Genomic DNA, 19,460 nt, shown 5'->3' with positions numbered 1-19,460 from the left:
AAAAGTATAGCAGTAATTAAATTATATAATTGATTATTAGATCGAATATTCAATAGGTTGATTAAAAAAAACATAGTATTATTTACAAAGAATATTCCGATAATTTATTATATTTCTCCGTCGTTCTTAAATATCTTAGTTTTTTATTCAACCATTTTAACCCGTTACATAAATTGAGATTTTGCTACTCTGATGAAAAATTCTTTTTACTGAGACTCAAATCATCAATATTTTGAAACTGCGAATTCAGGAGTAAAAGAGGAAGATATCTGTTACCAAATGGTGAAATAACATCAATTATTACAATTATAAATCTAATTAAACGATAATTAATTCAATAATATTAAGTAGTTAAATTAATTTTAAAAAAATATAAAAACGACACTTAATAAAATAAGTGCCGCTAGATATTTGAGATTTTAATATAATAATTAGAACTCTTGGTTCAGTGCACGATAAGCAGCTCTTGCTGCAATCAGATCATCTTGTGTATCAACACCTACACCTGGAACTTCTAATGCTTTTGCAACATGGATTTTTTCGCCATACCACAACACACGCAGTTGCTCTAACATTTCAATAGATTCTAATGGGCTTGGTTCCCAAGTAATATATCGACGTATAAAGCCTGCACGATAAGCATAAATACCAATATGACGTAGATAATGCTCACCAATTTCATCATGTGATAAATTAAAACGGTCTCTTTCCCAAGGAATGGTTGCACGAGAAAAATAAAGTGCGAAACCTTTTGCATCCATCACGACTTTCACCGCATTAGGGTTAAAAGCTTCTTTTGAGTCAACAATAGGCACCGCTAATGTTGCCATTCCTACACCACAACTTGCTAAATTTTCAGCAACTTGAGTAATAATAGCGGGTGGAATAAGAGGCTCATCACCTTGTACGTTAACGATTATCTCATCATCTGCAAATTGATACTTTTCAATGACTTCGGCTAAACGTTCTGTACCTGAATGGTGATCTTCGCGAGTCATACACGCTTCCCCGCCCGCTTTTTCAACTGCTGCAACAACATCTAAATTATCAGTTGCAACAATGACACGGTTTGCACCAGAGCGCATAGCTTGTTCCATTACACGAACAATCATAGGTTTGCCATGAATATCCGCAAGGGGTTTACCCGGTAAACGAGTCGATGCATATCGACCAGGGATAATGACCGTGAACATGAAATTACTTTTCCTCTTCTAGTGACAATTCTCTTGCTTCATTCTCCAGAAGAACGGGGATATTGTCACGAACAGGATAAGCTAAATGATCAATTTTGCAGATAAGCTCTGAATTTTCTTTATCAAAGATAAGTTTGCCGTGGCAAACTGGACAAGCAATAATTTCGAGTAAGCGGTGATCCATTTTGTCCCTCTCAAGGGTTAATCATTTTATAGGGCAAAAGGATATCATAAGGAATGATCAGCGTTAATACTCAAAACCACTCGTTTAGTGATAATTCGAAAATAATTTTGGTTATTAATAAATTTATTATTTTCTCTTTTACTATAAGCAACAAAAAAGCCACATTACTGTGGCTTTTTATCGTTGAGTCTGCAACATCATTAATAAAGAATTACATTCAGCTTTTATTGATAATAATTTAACCTTTTTATTATCTTTATTGCATTCTAATTAACGAAATAACTCTTTTATATTACTTATTCAGCTCGCTGGTAAACTATTTCCGCTTACCTACCTAAAATAGGTATAAACGATAATTTAATCTCAATGCTAAACTACCGTTTTATCTACATCTTTAACAAGGCTAAGCCTTATTTAAAACCCGATAACATCAGCGGCTTCTAAACCTGCTGCGGTTCTGATAACAGAAAATTCAACGTCTTGACCTTCTGTTAATGCTTTGTTTTTTGTATTGGCAATCGCTTTTTTATTGACATAAACTTCTTGTTCAATATCTCTTGCAACAATAAGACCATAACCTTTGTTATTGTCGAACCATTTTACGCGACCCATTCTTAATTGTAATGTCATGATAGATAAACTCCTTTTGTTCTTCGTATAGTTTTTATTTTTCTATACTAATGCATCCTACTTTTTATTATGTCTTCTTATATAAAACCCCAATTAAATTCTGAACACATTAATTTAAGTAGTGCATTTTATTATTCAATATAAATGTTCAAAACCGTGATAGCTAAGCTTAATAAATATCATAAAACTCAATAAATATTTACAGTATCAATATGACAAGAAAATGACATGCTGATATTTATTGTACACTGATAAAAAAGATAATCGAATATAGCGATAATTAGTCACCATCAAAAATGGTTTTCATCATTCGTTGTGTATAAAATTCGATGCTATTCGCTACACAAAATATTAACCCTACATCCAAGATCCACAAACTCTCTACACAAAGCTTTTGAGTAGATAAAGTAATGACGAGTTAAATTGAACTACGACAAAAGCGATATGCAACTATAGGTAGGTAATCTTTTATGTAACACTATCCTGATTTCCACTATAAATATCATTGTTTCAGATCAGATACAAGTTTTTTTCGAGCCGTAAATTAAATTACTGACTTGTTTTAGCACAGATTGACTATTTAATTCAGCGCTAACCGGTAAATACCACCAATTATCTTGCGCAAAATGCTGGCATTTAACAGCGTCCTTTTCTGTCATAATAAGAGGTTCTAAATTAGGTGTTACGTCTTGTAATTCTTGGGCACTATAGTCACTATGATCACTAAATGCTTTTGTTGTGATTAACTCGACCCCTTTTTCATTTAAAGAGTTAAAAAATCGAGGTGGGTGACCAATTCCAGCAATAGCAACAGCCTTTTTAATTTGCTGAACTGGTTTCTTTTCTCCCGTTTTAAGATTCACAGCAATATCACCTTCTAGGGTCATGCTTATCTCGTTACCTTGACTTACCCCACCATTAACGATAATTGCATCTACTGACTTTAAGCGTCTTGCACGCTCTCGCATAGGGCCTGCTGGTAACCACCAACCATTGCCAAACCGACGCAGACCATCAATAACAACGATTTCATAATCACGCTGTAGTGCATAATGCTGTAAGCCATCATCAGTGATAATTACATCAAGTTCATGCTGTGCTAATAACGCTTTTACTGCATCTCGTCGATTAGGAGCAACTGCAACGGGAACACCTGTTCGATGATGAATCAATACAGGTTCATCACCTGCCATGGCAGGTGATGTATTGGATGTCAAAAGTAATGGATAATGGTCTGATTTCCCGCCATAACCACGAGATACAACACCTGGCTTAAATCCCTGCTGTATTAATTGCTCAACAAGCCATATCACAATGGGTGTTTTGCCATTCCCACCCGCGGTTAAATTACCAACAATAACAACAGGAACAGGAGCTTTCCATGATGCTAACCACCCTTTCTGATATGCAAAACGCCTTAACAGCGTGATCACACCATACAACCATGAGAATGGAAGCAATAGGATATAAAGCCAAGATTTACCAGACCAAATCCGTTCAATCATTTGCCAAATTGCATCCTATGAAGTTGTGCATAGATACCTTTTTTCTCAATCAGATCAAGGTGTGCGCCACGTTCAATAATTTCACCATCTTCAATAACTAATATTTCATCCGCTTTTTCAATAGTTGATAAACGGTGAGCAATGACTAAAGAGGTTCTATTTCTCTGCAATTCATCAAGTGCTGACTGAATAGCTCGTTCTGATTCTGTATCTAGCGCCGATGTCGCCTCATCAAGAATAAGAATTGGTGAATCTCGTAATAACGCTCTTGCAATTGCAATACGCTGACGTTGTCCACCTGAAAGTAACACACCGTTTTCACCAATTTCAGTATCTAAGCCTTTATCCATTTTTTGGATAAAATCCATCGCATGTGCCATTTTCGCCGCTTTTTCAATATCTTCACGGGTATACTGATCTTCACAAGCATAGACGATATTGTTTGCCACAGTTTCATTAAAAAGATGCACATTTTGAGAAACCAGTGCAACTTGGTTACGTAAAGATTTCAATGTGTATTCACGAATATCATGACCATTAATCAATATCTCACCTTCATTAATGTCATAAAAACGAGTGAGCAGATTTGCAATCGTAGACTTACCTGACCCTGAACGCCCAACTAATGCAACAGTTTTCCCTGCTGGAATAGTAAATGATATGTTTTTCAGTGCTGGCGTATCTTTTGTGACATATTGGAAAGTTACATTACGAAACTCAATATCACCAGTTGGTTTTTTCAGTTCAAGCTTACCAGTGTCTTTTTCTTGCTCCATATCGAGAATAGCAAATAGTGTTTGACAAGCAGCCATACCACGCTGGAATTGAGCATTCACATTAGTCAGTGATTTCAACGGGCGCATTAATGCAACCATTGAGGAAAAGACAACAGTAATTGTACCCGCTGTTAATGTTTCCATAATGTCAGGGAAACTTGCTGCATACAGGACAAAAGCTAATGCAAAAGAAGCAATTAATTGAATAATAGGATCTGAAATTGACGATGCGACAACCATACGCATACCTTGGTGACGAATATGATTACTCACATGATTAAAGCGCTTATTTTCAACTTCTTGACCATTAAAAATCAGTACTTCTTTATGTCCTTTTAGCATTTGTTCTGCGCTAGTTGTCACTTGCCCCATGCTATTTTGGATTCGTTTACTTATGGTTCTAAAACGAGTCGATACCAAACGGATAACAACTGCTACGATAGGCGCGATAACAATAAGGATCAGAGATAATTGCCAGCTATAGTAAAACATCAAGCCAAAGAGCCCGATAATGTAAGCACCTTCACGAACAACTGTAATTAATGCACCTGATGATGAAGAAGCAACTTGCTCTGAATCATATGTAATACGAGAAAGCAAAGTTCCTGTTGATTGCTGATCAAAAAAACTCACCGGCATTCCCATAATATGAGAAAACAGTCGGCGACGCATATTCATTACCACTTTCCCAGATACCCAAGAAAGGCAGTAACTTGAAATAAAGTTAGATATACCACGCAGAACTATCAGTCCAATAACAGCAATCGGCATCCATTTTAATACGTCATTACTTGCTTTACCAAAACCTTCATCAAGCAGTGGTTTTAATAAAGAAATCATAAATGCATCCACACCCGCATTGACGATTAATGCAATTGCTGCAGCGATCAAACCCGCTTTGAAAAGCCGAATCATCGGCCATAAGCGGCGGAATGTTTGCCACGTTGATAGGTCTATATCATTCATATATATTACCAAACTTTTAATAATTAGCCGGCCATTCTACTCGGGAAACGTCAAAACACCAAACCACTGATGATACCAGCGAGGTAAAATATCTCGTCTATAGGTAAATACATCAATATTATCTTGATTAAACTCGATCGAAATCTGCCCACTAATAGAGGTTGTTAGCCAATTAATCGCTTCTTTTTTATAACGAAGATGTACTTTATCAGAAGGTAAACGCCAAAGGCTATAACGAGCAGCAGAAACGAGTGCAAATTTGGGCGACACTGTTTGAATAAACGCCAATGTGGACGATGTTTGGCTACCATGATGAGGAACCTGTAAAACATCGGCTTTCAGTTGATCTTTTTTTACTCTTACCAATTGGGCTTCAGCTTCTTTCTCTATATCTCCTGTCAAAAGAATAGTGTGTTTACCATCACTTACATTGATCACACATGATTGATTATTTTTAGGTGAAAGAACTTTATTGGGTGGCCATAATGCATCAAATTGAAGTCCTTTCCACTGCCATGATTCATTGCTTAAGCAAGCTAAATGAGAAGGGTCGTCAAAACTACTACGAATGCTTAAGTGAGGATAAGCTTTTATTAAATCTTTAATTCCCCCTGTATGATCGAGATGATCATGACTAATTATCAATGCCACTGGATTAAGCCGATGATATTTTAAATAAGGAATAATGACACTTTTTGCAATTGAACCACCACTTTTCCAACGTATTCCTGTGTCATAAATAATTGCTTCTCTATCTTTTTCAAGAATAATAGCTAAACCATGGCCAACATCTAACATAGACATACGCCATTGATAACGTGAGAAAGTTGTGAATTCGCAATATAAAAGAATACCAACAGCGATAAGTAAAATAAAATGATGACGCCACCATGACATTTTTATCATTACAATAATGCCAACACCTGAAAACCCCAATAAAAAAGGAACAGTACCACTATATTGCCAATAAGGTAAAAATAAAGGAGCACACCAAAAAGCAAAATTAATAGAAAGATCAACCCAGTGCCAAATTATTGGTTGTAAAAATGAAGAAAAGGATGTCAATAATCCAAACATTATTAACGGTACAGTAATAAATGAAATAATAGGAACTGCCCATAAATTAACAATAAAACTAAAAAAATTAGCTCCACCAAATAAATAGAATTGAAAAGGTAATAAAATAATTAACAATCCAAATTGTAAGTGAATTAACCTTAAAATAAACCACCGTTTTTGATGATTATATTTGGCTTTTAATGGGGACATCCAATACCAAAAAATAATGGCAAATACAGCAGAAAATGAAAGCCAAAAACTGGCTGAAAGAATAGAAAGAGGCTCAACAATCAAAATGAGTGCAGCACTCCAAAGTGCCCATTGCCAAGGTAAAAATAATCGGCTCCCCCAATGTAACATCACCCAAACGGTTAATCCTATAACAGCTCTTGTTGCCGGTATTCCCCAACCTGATAATGCAGCATAGAAAACACCACATAGCCAAGCCATAACTAATGGAAACTGTGGATTAATCCATCTGATAGGAAAAAGAAATTGAATACCTCTTGCAATACCCCAACCAGCAAAGGCAGCTAAACCTATATGCAAACCCGATATCACAATTAAATGAGCGACCCCTGTTTTCATATAGAGATCTTTTTTCTCTGGTTCAATATATCGTTTATCACCTAAGACTAAAGCAATAATTTCACCTTTATTTTTTGTTGTTTGCCAATAAGCTGAGATTGTCTCAATAAATTGAGTACGCAGTGATATATCATCTCGAATAAACTTCGCTGACATCACTTTACCAGTTAATGTTTCTTTCATAGAAACAGCATATTTTTGGTTATCAAATCCACCTTCATTTAAATAGCTATGCACAGCTCTGAATTGAATTTTAAACTTCCAATGTTGCCCTACCGCTATATTTTTAGGCGGATTTCGCCAATACACGTTAGCATAAATAGATGATGAAAAGAGTGTTTTTTTCGTCATAGGTATTTTGATAACAATATTACCATCTGTTAATTGGCGATACTCTATCACTTTGGTTTCGATTGTTGCCACATTATCAGCAAATTGTTCCGTTCTCGTCATTAAGGATGACGCTGCCATATTTGAATAAACCCAAAAAAATAGAAATATTGCTAAAAATCGGAATAAAGCAAAAGGGACAAGTAATAGAAATAGTGCAACAAGAATAATAATGTAATAAATAGTCTGGCTAAAAAGTGAATGTTGAATTAATAACGGTAAGCAGCCTAATATCATCGCCAAAGCAATATTATCTAAAGTTAACGTTGTGAAATAGAGTTTTTGCAAATAGATTGAATGAAAGCACCTCCGTTTTATTGAAGCCACCTCTAAACCCAAAAAACTTATCATTCGATTCAATAAAATCATTTCCAGCATCCTTACTTTCAATCATTCTTTAAATATCATGATATTACCATTTGATTAAAGAAAGGATTTTAGGCTATTTTTTAGTAATGCTTTATAAAAAGAAAAAGCTCCCTTGTTACATACAATAAATTTTGAGAAGAAACTCATAAAAAGTAAAACAACTAAGTGATATCGATAATTAAGTAGAGAAATTAAAACTGAAATAAAATACAGTAATAGAAAAGAAAGATGCGAGTAAGATAAAGTAAATAGAACGAATCGATTAATTCAGGATTAGAAATAGAAGAAGATTAGGGAGTAAAAAACACACTAAAAGCTATAATAATTACTAATAAAAAACGGCACCTAAGCGCCGTTTTGAGAAAGTTAACTAACATCGTGCCATTTCGACAGGAGTTATTATTCCGTATAAATATTTACACGGTCACGTAACTCTTTACCTGGCTTAAAGTGTGGAACGTATTTGCCTTCCAGATCTACTTTATCACCAGTCTTCGGGTTACGACCCGTACGCGGCGCACGGTAGTGTAGAGAAAAACTGCCGAATCCGCGGACTTCGATACGCTCACCATCAGCTAAAGTATCAGCCATATGATCAAGCATTTCTTTTACAGCTTCTTCAACCGTCTTAGCCGAAAGATGAGATTGTAGGCCTGCAAGTCTTTCGATTAACTCAGACTTGGTCATATTACCTCCCTAAACTACCGATAAATAGGCAACGATTAACGTTGCCTCGTTAATAACTTAAATTATTCGCCTTTAGCTGCTTTGAAAGCTTCAGCCATAGCGTTGTTTGAAAAACCAACTTCTTCTTTATTGTTTACAGAAGCGATAGCGTCTTTCTCGTCTGCTTCGTCTTTAGCACGAACAGATAAGTTGATAACGCGGTTTTTACGGTCAACGCCAGTGTATTTAGCTTCTACAGCTTCGCCAACATTCAGAACCAGAGTTGCATCTTCAACGCGGTCACGTGAAGCTTCTGAAGCACGCAGGTAACCTTCAACACCGTCAGCTAATTCTACAGTTGCGCCTTTAGCGTCAACAGCAGTTACTTTACCAGAAACAATAGCACCTTTTTTGTGAGCAGACAGGTAATTATTGAATGGATCTTCTGATAATTGTTTAACGCCCAGTGAGATACGCTCACGCTCAGCATCAACTTGCAGAACTACAGCAGCGATTTCGTCGCCTTTTTTGTATTCACGAACAGCTTCTTCACCTGCAACATTCCAAGAAATGTCAGATAAATGAACCAGACCGTCAATACCGCCGTCTAAACCGATGAAGATACCGAAGTCAGTGATAGACTTGATTTTACCTTCAACACGGTCGTTCTTGTTATGAGTTTCTGCGAACTGCTGCCATGGGTTAGATTTACACTGTTTTAGACCCAGTGAAATACGACGACGTTCTTCATCGATGTCAAGAACCATAACTTCAACAACATCACCAACATTAACAACTTTAGATGGGTGAATGTTTTTGTTAGTCCAATCCATTTCAGAAACGTGTACCAGACCTTCAACGCCTTCTTCGATTTCTACGAAGCAACCGTAATCAGTCAGGTTAGTTACACGACCAGTCGGTTTAGTACCTTCTGGATAACGTTTAGCGATAGCTACCCATGGATCTTCGCCCAGTTGTTTCAGACCTAATGATACGCGAGTACGTTCACGGTCGAATTTCAGGACTTTAACAGTGATTTCGTCGCCAACATTGACAATTTCGCTTGGGTGTTTAACACGTTTCCAAGCCATATCAGTGATGTGCAGTAAACCGTCAACACCGCCCAGATCAACGAATGCACCGTAGTCAGTAAGGTTCTTAACGATACCTTTAACTTCCATGCCTTCTTGCAGGTTTTCTAATAACTGATCGCGTTCTGCGCTGTTTTCAGATTCGATAACCGCACGACGAGACACAACAACGTTGTTACGTTTTTGGTCTAATTTGATGACTTTGAACTCAAGCTCTTTGTTTTCCAGATGAGTTGTATCGCGAACTGGGCGAACGTCTACCAGTGAACCTGGTAAGAACGCACGAATGCCGTTCAGTTCAACAGTGAAACCACCTTTAACTTTACCGTTGATGATACCAACAACAGTTTCGTTTTCTTCGTAAGCTTTTTCCAGCATCAGCCACGCTTCGTGACGTTTAGCTTTTTCACGAGACAGAACGGTTTCACCGAAGCCATCTTCAACCGCGTCCAGAGCAACATCAATTTCGTCGCCCACTTGGATTTCTAATTCGCCTTGAGCGTTTTTAAATTGTTCTACAGGAATAGCAGATTCTGATTTCAGACCTGCATCAACCAGAACAACGTCTTTATCGATAGCAACTACAACGCCACGAACGATAGCGCCAGGACGAGTTTCGATTGTTTTTAGGGATTCTTCAAAGAGTTGAGCAAAAGATTCTGTCATGTTAATGATCTTCAAGTAAATTTAATTAACGTCCATTTAGCATCCAGCCGAATGGGGTTGTTTCACATACCTCGTTACATCCTTTGTGACAAGGTCATCGGGCATTGTTGTGTTTTCATTAACACGTCAACCCGATTTTGATAATTACCTAGTATAAACGAAATAAAAATTAATTACGCTGATAATTACAGATTTTTTTTAGCATAAGTTAACGATTTTTCAATAACTTCGTCGATAGACAAACTTGTAGAATCGAGAATTAATGCATCTTTCGCTGCAACAAGTGGCGCAACTGCGCGATTCCGATCACGGTGATCGCGTTCTTTTATCTCGGATAAAAGGCGTTCAAAGTTAACATTAAAGCCTTTTTCCTGCAACTGTAACATGCGACGACGTGCTCGTTCCTCTGCGCTAGCTTCAAGAAAAATTTTCACTTGAGCATCAGGGAAAACTATCGTTCCCATATCTCGCCCATCGGCAATAAGACCAGGTTCTGTACGAAATGCTCGCTGACGACGCAATAATGCTTCTCTTACACGAGGAAACGTTGCTGCTTGTGAGGCCGTGTTCCCAACTGTTTCCGTACGAATTTCATTCGACACGTCTTCACCTTCGAGAATAACACTTAAACCCTTCTCACTAGGAACAAAACGTACATCTAAATTTGCTGCTAGAGGTACTAATGCATCTTCAGAAGTAATATCAACATGGTGGTGTAAAGCAGCTAATGCCAACACTCGATAAATAGCACCAGAGTCAAGTAAGTGCCAGCCAAATGCTTTTGCTAATGCTTGGCATAATGTTCCTTTACCTGCTCCGCTAGGCCCATCAACAGTTATAACAGGGACGATAACCGCCATGAGTTTCTCCTTTTCATGGGCACTGTGTTTCTGTGTTTAATGCTTTTATTGCATTGATATAATAGACATTGTATTCAAACAGAGAAAAACAGTATTAATGTATACGCGACATTATACGCATACAATGTATAGGAAGAAACAAGCAGATAAGCGCTAAAGTGTCTTATTTAATATAATTTTTTCGAGATAGCGAGTTTTTTAGAAAAATTAGTTTAATTACAATAAAAATCGGCCATATTATTCTTTAAAAAATCCAATACGGCCGATTTAACTGATTTAATTTTAACTCATTTTAATTAATGATTTTCACATTAATTATTACAATGAGAAAGTGTTTCTAACTTCTCAAAATAATCAGGAAAGGTTTTTGCGGTACATCCTGGATCAAGAATGGTGATTGGCGTATCTGAAAGTGCCACCAGCGAAAAACACATCGCAATGCGGTGATCATTATAAGTTTCGATATCCGCAGTTGTTAACTGTTTTGGTGGTATTACTTTTAAGTAGTCGTGCCCTTCTTCGACAATCGCACCCACTTTTTGTAACTCTGCTGCCATTGCTGCTAATCGATCAGTTTCTTTTACGCGCCAATTATAAATATTGCGGATAACGGTTTCACCTTCAGCAAAAAGTGCCGTGGTAGCAATGGTCATTGCTGCATCAGGGATAGTGTTCATATCCATATCAATGCCTTTTAATATTCCACGTTCACACTCAATATAGTCATCCCCCCAACGCACTTTCGCCCCCATTTTTTCAAGTACAGAAGCAAAATGAATGTCCCCTTGTAAGCTATTTTTACCGATACCTGTAACGCGTACAGTACCACCTTTAATGGCAGCAGCAGCTAAAAAATAAGAAGCAGATGAAGCATCACCTTCTACAAGGTATTTTTCTGGAGATTGATATTGCTGACCACCTTTTATAACAAAGCGTTGGTAGTCTTGGTTTTCAATTTTCCCACCAAAAGTATTGATTAACGCTAAGGTAATATCGATATACGGTTTAGATACTAACTCACCTTTAATTGTAATCGTTGTATCTTGCTCAGCTAATGGAGCGGTCATTAATAAGGCGGTCAAAAATTGGCTTGAAACACTGCCATCGACTTCTACATTTCCCCCCTTAAAACCACCACGTAAACGAATAGGTGGATAGTCCGTTTGTTCAAGATAATCGATACTCGCGCCACCTTGGCGTAAAGCGTCAACTAAATGCCCAATTGGACGTTCTTTCATTCGTGGTTCACCCGTCAATATAATATCATGCGAACCTAAACTTAATGCGGCTGCCAATGGACGCATTGCTGTACCTGCATTACCTAAAAAGAGCTCTAATGGTGAATGTGTGTTAAATTCCCCTCCTAGCCCTTCAATATCACATACCGTATTGTTATTTGATAATTGATACTGCACACCTAATGTTTTTAATGCATTTAGCATATGACGAATATCATCACTATCTAATAGGTTAGTTAAACGTGTATTACCTTTAGCTAAAGCGGCTAATAATAACGCACGATTAGAGACACTTTTTGAACCTGGTAAATTAATAGTGCCTTCAATATGAGCAATAGGCTGTAATGTTAACGATTCCATAAACAGGTAAGAACTCCGATAAACAAATAAAATATGATGGGATGGGATGCTGTTTAATCAAAAAAAATAAGAAAACGACTTAGGTACTTATTATTTATTTTTATTTTTTAGTACAGGGATAATTTGATTGTCATTATCAACATCTTTGGATAAAAGGAAACCCACTTTCACATAGGTTTCCTAAACATATAATGTATGAATTATGCGTGGCGACGTTCAAAATCAGCCATAAAATCAACTAATGCTTGAACACCAGCTAATGGCATTGCGTTATAAATTGATGCACGCATACCTCCTGATACACGGTGGCCTTTTAATGCGACTAACCCTTGAGCTTCGGCCTCTTTTAAGAAGACTGAATCTAATTCAGGGGAAGACATTTGGAAAGGTACATTCATTAGTGAACGATTTTCTGTAGCAATACGATTGATATAGAAATCACTATTATCAATTGCGCTATAAAGAAGCGTCGCTTTTTCATAGTTACGTTTTGCCATTTCTTGCAAGCCACCTTGCTCTTTTAGCCATTTAAAGACCATGCCTGATAAATACCAAGCAAAGGTAGGTGGTGTATTAAACATGGAATCATTTTCAGCAAGCACTGTGTAATCAAACACAGAAGGTGTTTCTTTACGCGCTTTACCTAATAGATCTTCACGAATAATAACGATGGTTAGACCCGCAGGGCCAATATTTTTTTGTGCACCTGCATAGATAACACCAAAACGGCTAACATCTATTGGTTGAGATAAAATAGAAGATGAATAGTCAGCAATAACAATTTTGCTGTCATCAAAATCTGGCTCTTCATGAATGGCAATACCATCAATAGTTTCATTTGGGCAATAATGTACATAAGCAGCATCGGTACTTAATTGCCACTCTTTCATTGGCTTAACACCAATTTTGCCATCAACTTCTGTTTTAATTTTAATGATATTTGGCGAACAATATTTTTCAGCTTCTTCGGCTGCACTTTTAGCCCAGTAACCACCATCAATATAATCAGCGCTTGCTTTATCACCCAATAAATTGAGAGGTAAAGCAGCAAAATGGCCTCGAGCGCCACCGTGACAAAAAAGAATTTTGTAGTTTTCTGGCACATTGAGAAGATCGCGAAGATCTTGTTCTGCCTGATGAGCAACTTCAAGAAACTCTTTACTGCGGTGACTAATCTCCATAACCGAACGCCCAAGTTCATGCCAGTTGCATAATTCCAATTCTGCACGACGAAGAACTTCTGCCGGTAACATAGCCGGGCCTGCACTAAAGTTATATACCTGACTCATTCAAATTCACCCTATCTGAATATGTTTTTACAAAATGACCTTTATCGGTTGTATCATTCCCGTTAAATTGGCGCAATGATTATTGTGAACTAACGCATAATATGCAGAACATAAAAATGATGGTTAGGAGTGTTTTATGTCGGGGAGTGTAAATAAAAAAGAAGAAGCGAGCTGGGGAATGCTTCTTCATGGAAAAAATAGTCTAAAATCGCTTGCTTTAGCAGGAGGCGTCGCATTACACGCCATTAATGTCTATATTACGATCACAACGCTACCTTCAATTGTGCGTGATATTGGTGGGCTTAATTTATACGCATGGAACACCACCGTTTTTATTCTGGCTTCAATTCTCTCTTCTGCATTAACTTCACGATTATTGAGTGTATTTGCACCTCGCAATAGTTATCTTTTTGCCACAATTTGCTTTTTAACAGGTTCAGTTATTTGTGCGACAGCACCTTCAATGCAAATATTGCTTTTAGGGCGATTTATTCAAGGGGCTGGTGGAGGAATGTTGCTAGCACTTGCTTACTCTTTAGTTCGAGTCATGTTTCCTCAACCACTTTGGTCTAGAGCTATGGCATTAATGTCTAGCATGTGGGGGATATCGACACTATTAGGCCCTGCACTAGGTGGAATATTTGCTGAATATGATGTTTGGCGTGGCGCATTTTGGTCTATTTTATTTGTTGGTATTCCTTACGCTATTTTATTATTTACTATTCTTCCTACCGAAAATAATGCCGATAATATCGTTGCAAAAAACCCATTACCTTACCAACAGCTTATTTTATTAATGCTTGCTGTATTATCTATTTCTATTGGTAGTCTTTATAACGTTATTTTATATAACACCTTATCTTTTGTATTTGCTTTTAGCTTTATTCTACTGTTAGTCAATATTGATAAAAAATCAAATGATGGCTTATTTCCTAAAGGAACCTTTTCTTTTTCTGCACCGTTAGCACCAATATATCTCACCATGGCTTTATTAGGAATTAGTGTACAAACAGAAGTCTTTGTACCCTATTTTTTACAAATTATCCATAATATTACCCCGCTACTTTCAGGTTATTTAGCAGCATTGGTTGGTGCTGGTTGGTCTTTCTCTGCCATTATATCTTCATCAAGTAAACAATCTACTGCTCAGAGATTAATGCGTTTTGGCCCAATAATTAATTTTGTGGCTATTGTGATCCTTGGTTTATTTATTTCTAATATTCTAACAATACCTTATGGGCAAATTATTATTATTTGTATCGCTCTCTTTTTTACAGGTGCCGGAATTGGTATGGCATGGCCTCACTATTTAACCCGCGTTTTACACGTTTCTCAGGGACAAGAAGCTCAAAAAGCGGCAACTTCAATTACCACTATACAACTTTTTTCAACCGCCGTAGGTGCTGCCATTTCAGGCACTATTGTGAATATGGCTGGATTAACCGAACCGGGTGGGATTGCTGGGGCACAAAATGCCGCTCATTGGTTATTTATTGTCTTTTCTGTTACCCCAATTATTGCATTTATTACTGTAAAAAAAGTAATAAATAATAAAAACAAATAATAAATCAAAACTTATAATTATTATTTTTATGGATAATTTTCAAATAAAAACCTTTTACACCAGCACATATTTATTTTAATAAATAATAATTATAAAGTTAACTTAAAAATTAGGTGTAAAAGGAAAAACCATGAAATTTAAGTTACTAGTAATCGCTTCAATCTTTACTTCAACATGTTACTCTAATGATAAACTCTATGCTATCTATGATGATAGCACCCATATTTCCATTCAAAAAAACTCATCTGCAACAGTAAGAGATTATAATAATCGTGATGATATAGCAGAGATATTAATTGCAGATAGTGATAAAAACAAAATATCACATAATAAGTATAATCAATTTAGTGTAGATGAAAACGGTATTATATTAAATAATGAAACAGCAAAAGCAAAATATATTATTAATGAAGTCGTCAAAGGTCCTTCTTCTTATTTAGCAGGTAATATTAGTGTAAAAGGGAATGCTGCCCATGTTATTATCGCCAATCCAAATGGTATCAGCTGTAATGGATGTAGTTTTTCTAATACATTATCTGAAACTTTAGCAACAGCATATATTGATACTTCTAAAGATAATTTAATTTCATACAACACGGCTAATTTTTTATCTCCTTTGAATTCTGATAGTAAAGAAGGAATAGATACTAAATATTTTGGGAAAATTATTTTTAGCGAAAATAAAAACATACCAACTAAATACTTAAACCCAAATTTTAATAAGCTTAATATTATCAGTGACAATGTCAGTATTGACATGAGAATTCATGCCAGTCAGAATATCAATATTTATAGCGGAATTAATATCGTAGAACAAAGGCTAGGAACCAATAAATTTCATTTAATTAATAATGAAAAAGGAAGTCGTTCGCTAGAAAAATACATCAGTAAAAATATTATTATTGGTAATGAAGTCAATATGGATGAGATTTTATTTACAAATAAAATAAACATACACACAAGTAATTCAACTATAAATAACCATGCTATTATAAGTTCAAATAAATTAAATATTAATCTAAATAATGCATCCACTTTTAACAATCATGGTGTTATAGCTGGAAATTCCTCTTTAATAAAATTAATAAATAATTCACATTTTAAAAATACTTCAACGGGAGTAATAGCGAATATACGCACTGATGATTATGGATGGTACAATAGCCCAGATCCCTTTTTTATGTATTCAAAATTACATCGTATAGCTATCAACGCAGATAATAGTAGTAGTTTTACTAATCAAGGCGCACTAAAAACACATCGATACCTTACTCTAAATAAATCAACACATAATATTTTTAATGAAGATGCTCTAATTAATTTATATGATAAATTTCATAAAATAAAATAATACTGGTATTCAATCTAAAGGCTATTAAAAATAGCCTTTTTCAAAATTTATAAATAAACACCATTTAATTATTACTATCTTTATTTATTTTATCAACATCGATAAATTAGCTCTGAACAATAGATAAAGGTAAAAATATGAAATTAAGAAATACAATAATAATAGGAATAATATACGCACCATCAATGTGCCAGGCAGCAATACAACCAAACTATGAGCATGATAAGCATTATGCTGCTCAGATTTTTATTAATAAAGATTCTTCAACAACAATTAAACCAAATGAAGCTAATCTCAATCAAGCAGAAATATTAATTGCACCGAAAAACGCCAAAGGTGTTTCTTATAATAAATATGATGAATTCCATGTAACGAAAGACGGAGTTATCTTAAATAATAACGGGGTTGCCGCTGACTTTATTATTAACGAAGTGATTAATGGGACAACATCATTATTAGATGGAAACATTGGTATAACTGGGAAGGCTGCTCATGTTGTTATTGCTAATCCCAATGGGATTGCGTGTAATAATTGTAGTTTTTCTAATACATTATCTGAAACACTGGCAACCGGAAAGCCCATTATCCATGATGATGAATTAGTCGGTTACCGCATAGAAAGATCCATCTCTGCCTTAGACTATAGAGCTTTTGGTGGTAAATCAATTAAGCATATAGGTAAAATAGTATTCAGAAATGAAAATAACCGTCATCCGGATAATTCCTTTAATAATATTAATATCATCTCTAATAACATTAATTTAGAAAAAGGATTTATATCTTCTAAAGGAGATATAAATATTTATTCTGGGGAAAGAAAAGTAATGATAAAAAAAGATATTAATATTTTAGAAAATGGTATGCGTACAAGAGAGCTTAGATATTATTTACCCAATAAGATCATATTAGGTGATAAGAATGGTGATCCTAGAAAACAAGGCTTGACTTCTTATAAAAATATCATTATCAATGCCTCTGATACGACTATTGATAATTATGGTTCTTTAGAAAGTACTAATAGTAGTAGAAAAGCAATTCAAGTGAATCTAAACAAAACAACATTTAATAATCATGGATATATCCTAGCCAAGGGTGGATATTTAACTATCCAAAACCATTCTTTCTTTAATAATTTAGCTAATGGAACTATTGGAATGCAATATTGGCTTGGCCTTAACAAGGCTGACAGTAAATATAGTAGTATATATATAGGGAATGTACCTAAAAATACTGTTTTCCCAATGAATAACTTAACATTAAATATTAGTGAGGATAGTCAGCTAGTAAATGATGGTACCATCAAGGCTTACCGATTATATACTCAAAATAAAAAAATGAATAATATTCAAAATAATAGACAAGATATCAATCTTTATACTAAATTACTCAAAATAAAATAATATTTAATAAAGAAAATCATCCGTTATTAATTGACGGATGATTTTCTGGTTTAACGTTAAAAACTAAAAAATCTAACTAACATTAATATCTTTCAAAGTTTTCTTGGATCTTCGCTGGATCTTGTGTTTCTGTCAAAGATAACTGCAATAACACTCTCGCTTTTTGTGGGTTTAAGCGCTCTGATGCAACAAAACCATATTTTGCATCATCCACTTCACCATTTTGTGTAGTAAAACCAACTGGTACACGACTTGCACGAACAACAACGACACCTTTTTTAGCGCCATCGGCTAAAGTGTCAAAAATATCAGTATATAAATTACCATTGCCCACACCGGCACTGACAATACCTTTGTAGCCGTTATCAATAAAGGCTTTTGCTGGTAAATTAGAGGCATTTGAGTAGTTATAAACAATACCCACTTTTGGTAATTCAGTCAGTTTACTGACATCAAATGCAGGCTTATCTGCACGAGGTAATGCTGCTGTATAATAATGAACCTTACCATTATGCACATAGCCTTGAGCACCTGCGTTAATAGGCTGGAACGCTTGTACTTCAGTTGTGTTCATTTTTACAACATCTTTACCACTGATAACCGCATTATTCATGGTCACTAACACACCGCGATTTTCAGAAGCTTTATCACTTGCAATCACAACCGCATTAAAAAGATTTAAAGGGCCTTCAGCACCTAATGCCGTTGCAGGGCGCATTGCCCCTACCATAACAACTGGTTTTTTGCATGCTGTGGTTAAATCAAGGAAATAGGCTGTTTCTTCCATGGTGTCTGTACCATGAGTGATCACAAAGCCGTCCGTTTTATCACAATCTACATTAATTTTATCAGCCAGCTTGAGCCACACTTGGTCATTCATATCTTGAGAGCCAATATTCACGACTTGCTCGCCTTTTAAATTAGCAATTTTTTTAGCCTCAGGTACTGCATTAATCAATGTATCAATACCTAATTTGCCTGCTGTATAGCTTGATGTCGTTGCTGAATCACCACCACCAGCAATTGTGCCACCTGTCGCTAAAATGGTGACATTAGGTAAGGCAAAAACAGAACCACTGATTACAGCTAACAGGCTAGCGAGCAATGTTTTTTTCATCATCGAACTGATCCCTTATGAATTTATAAATAAATCCAATTATGATGATTTAAAATTATTAATTCCGTGATAAATCGAACGAATTTATTAAAAAAATTCATATATCAAATAATTTATAAGTGAAGAATATAGTTAGCAATTGGTAAATGAGAGAAATAATTAGTGCATTACAGGGGATTTCAGTATTATGTGCCCCTA

At 35.6% G+C, this 19,460-nt stretch carries 15 protein-coding genes; 3 read left to right on the top strand and 12 right to left on the bottom strand.

What is annotated here, in order from left to right; all coding sequences use genetic code 11:
* Positions 1-431: 431 nt before the first annotated feature.
* The 11 genes from kdsB to serC all read right to left on the bottom strand — a co-directional run bounded on the left by kdsB (position 432) and on the right by serC (position 13,830).
* Positions 432-1,193, bottom strand: a complete 762-nt coding sequence (gene kdsB / locus CUB63_RS04345) for a 3-deoxy-manno-octulosonate cytidylyltransferase (protein WP_006537411.1) — start codon at positions 1,191-1,193, stop codon at positions 432-434.
* A gap of 4 nt (positions 1,194-1,197) precedes the next feature.
* Entirely contained in the window at positions 1,198-1,377 is a 180-nt protein-coding gene (locus CUB63_RS04340) for a Trm112 family protein (RefSeq protein ID WP_004244593.1), read from the bottom strand.
* A gap of 414 nt (positions 1,378-1,791) precedes the next feature.
* Positions 1,792-2,007 carry a cold-shock protein gene (locus CUB63_RS04335; RefSeq protein WP_023581324.1) on the bottom strand — a complete coding sequence of 72 codons (216 nt, stop codon included), beginning with the start codon at positions 2,005-2,007 and terminating at the stop codon, positions 1,792-1,794.
* 515 nt (positions 2,008-2,522) lie between these two features.
* A complete protein-coding gene (gene lpxK / locus CUB63_RS04330) occupies positions 2,523-3,512 on the bottom strand; it encodes a tetraacyldisaccharide 4'-kinase (RefSeq protein WP_109847536.1) in 990 nt (329 codons plus the stop codon).
* Positions 3,509-5,254: a lipid A ABC transporter ATP-binding protein/permease MsbA gene (msbA, locus tag CUB63_RS04325; RefSeq protein WP_109847535.1), complete on the bottom strand. Its 1,746-nt coding sequence runs from the start codon at positions 5,252-5,254 to the stop codon at positions 3,509-3,511. Before msbA ends, lpxK begins: the two co-directional genes overlap by 4 nt.
* Before the next feature lie 36 nt (positions 5,255-5,290).
* Positions 5,291-7,660, bottom strand: a complete 2,370-nt coding sequence (locus tag CUB63_RS04320; protein WP_109847534.1) for a DNA internalization-related competence protein ComEC/Rec2 — start codon at positions 7,658-7,660, stop codon at positions 5,291-5,293.
* Between the two features lie 399 nt (positions 7,661-8,059).
* Positions 8,060-8,347 carry an integration host factor subunit beta gene (gene ihfB, locus CUB63_RS04315; RefSeq protein ID WP_006537420.1) on the bottom strand — a complete coding sequence of 96 codons (288 nt, stop codon included), beginning with the start codon at positions 8,345-8,347 and terminating at the stop codon, positions 8,060-8,062.
* A 62-nt stretch (positions 8,348-8,409) separates the two neighbouring features.
* Positions 8,410-10,083: a 30S ribosomal protein S1 gene (gene rpsA, locus CUB63_RS04310; protein ID WP_109847533.1), complete on the bottom strand. Its 1,674-nt coding sequence runs from the start codon at positions 10,081-10,083 to the stop codon at positions 8,410-8,412.
* 185 nt (positions 10,084-10,268) lie between these two features.
* Positions 10,269-10,943, bottom strand: coding sequence for a (d)CMP kinase (gene cmk / locus CUB63_RS04305; protein WP_006537422.1), 675 nt, complete (start codon positions 10,941-10,943; stop codon positions 10,269-10,271).
* A 311-nt stretch (positions 10,944-11,254) separates the two neighbouring features.
* Positions 11,255-12,541 (bottom strand): 3-phosphoshikimate 1-carboxyvinyltransferase, encoded by a 1,287-nt coding sequence (gene aroA, locus CUB63_RS04300; RefSeq protein ID WP_109847532.1) that lies wholly within the window; start codon positions 12,539-12,541, stop codon positions 11,255-11,257.
* Between the two features lie 200 nt (positions 12,542-12,741).
* Positions 12,742-13,830, bottom strand: coding sequence for a 3-phosphoserine/phosphohydroxythreonine transaminase (serC, locus tag CUB63_RS04295; protein ID WP_006537426.1), 1,089 nt, complete (start codon positions 13,828-13,830; stop codon positions 12,742-12,744).
* Between the two features lie 136 nt (positions 13,831-13,966).
* Between serC and CUB63_RS04290 the strand changes: the two genes are divergently transcribed.
* The 3 genes from CUB63_RS04290 to CUB63_RS04280 all read left to right on the top strand — a co-directional run bounded on the left by CUB63_RS04290 (position 13,967) and on the right by CUB63_RS04280 (position 18,145).
* Positions 13,967-15,394 (top strand): MFS transporter, encoded by a 1,428-nt coding sequence (locus CUB63_RS04290; RefSeq protein WP_109847531.1) that lies wholly within the window; start codon positions 13,967-13,969, stop codon positions 15,392-15,394.
* Positions 15,395-15,524: 130 nt separating this feature from the next.
* Positions 15,525-16,745 (top strand): two-partner secretion domain-containing protein, encoded by a 1,221-nt coding sequence (locus CUB63_RS04285; RefSeq protein WP_109847530.1) that lies wholly within the window; start codon positions 15,525-15,527, stop codon positions 16,743-16,745.
* Between the two features lie 137 nt (positions 16,746-16,882).
* Positions 16,883-18,145, top strand: coding sequence for a two-partner secretion domain-containing protein (locus CUB63_RS04280; RefSeq protein WP_109847529.1), 1,263 nt, complete (start codon positions 16,883-16,885; stop codon positions 18,143-18,145).
* 82 nt (positions 18,146-18,227) lie between these two features.
* On the opposite strand, the gene ansB is transcribed toward CUB63_RS04280, so the two are convergent.
* Positions 18,228-19,265, bottom strand: coding sequence for an L-asparaginase 2 (gene ansB / locus CUB63_RS04275; RefSeq protein ID WP_109847528.1), 1,038 nt, complete (start codon positions 19,263-19,265; stop codon positions 18,228-18,230).
* Positions 19,266-19,460 lie beyond the last annotated feature (195 nt).

This window comes from Proteus penneri (assembly GCF_003144535.1).
GTDB classification, from domain to species: Bacteria; Pseudomonadota; Gammaproteobacteria; order Enterobacterales; family Enterobacteriaceae; genus Proteus; species Proteus penneri.
Note: the sequence above shows the minus strand (reverse complement) of the source record. Positions and strands in the feature narration are given on the sequence as shown.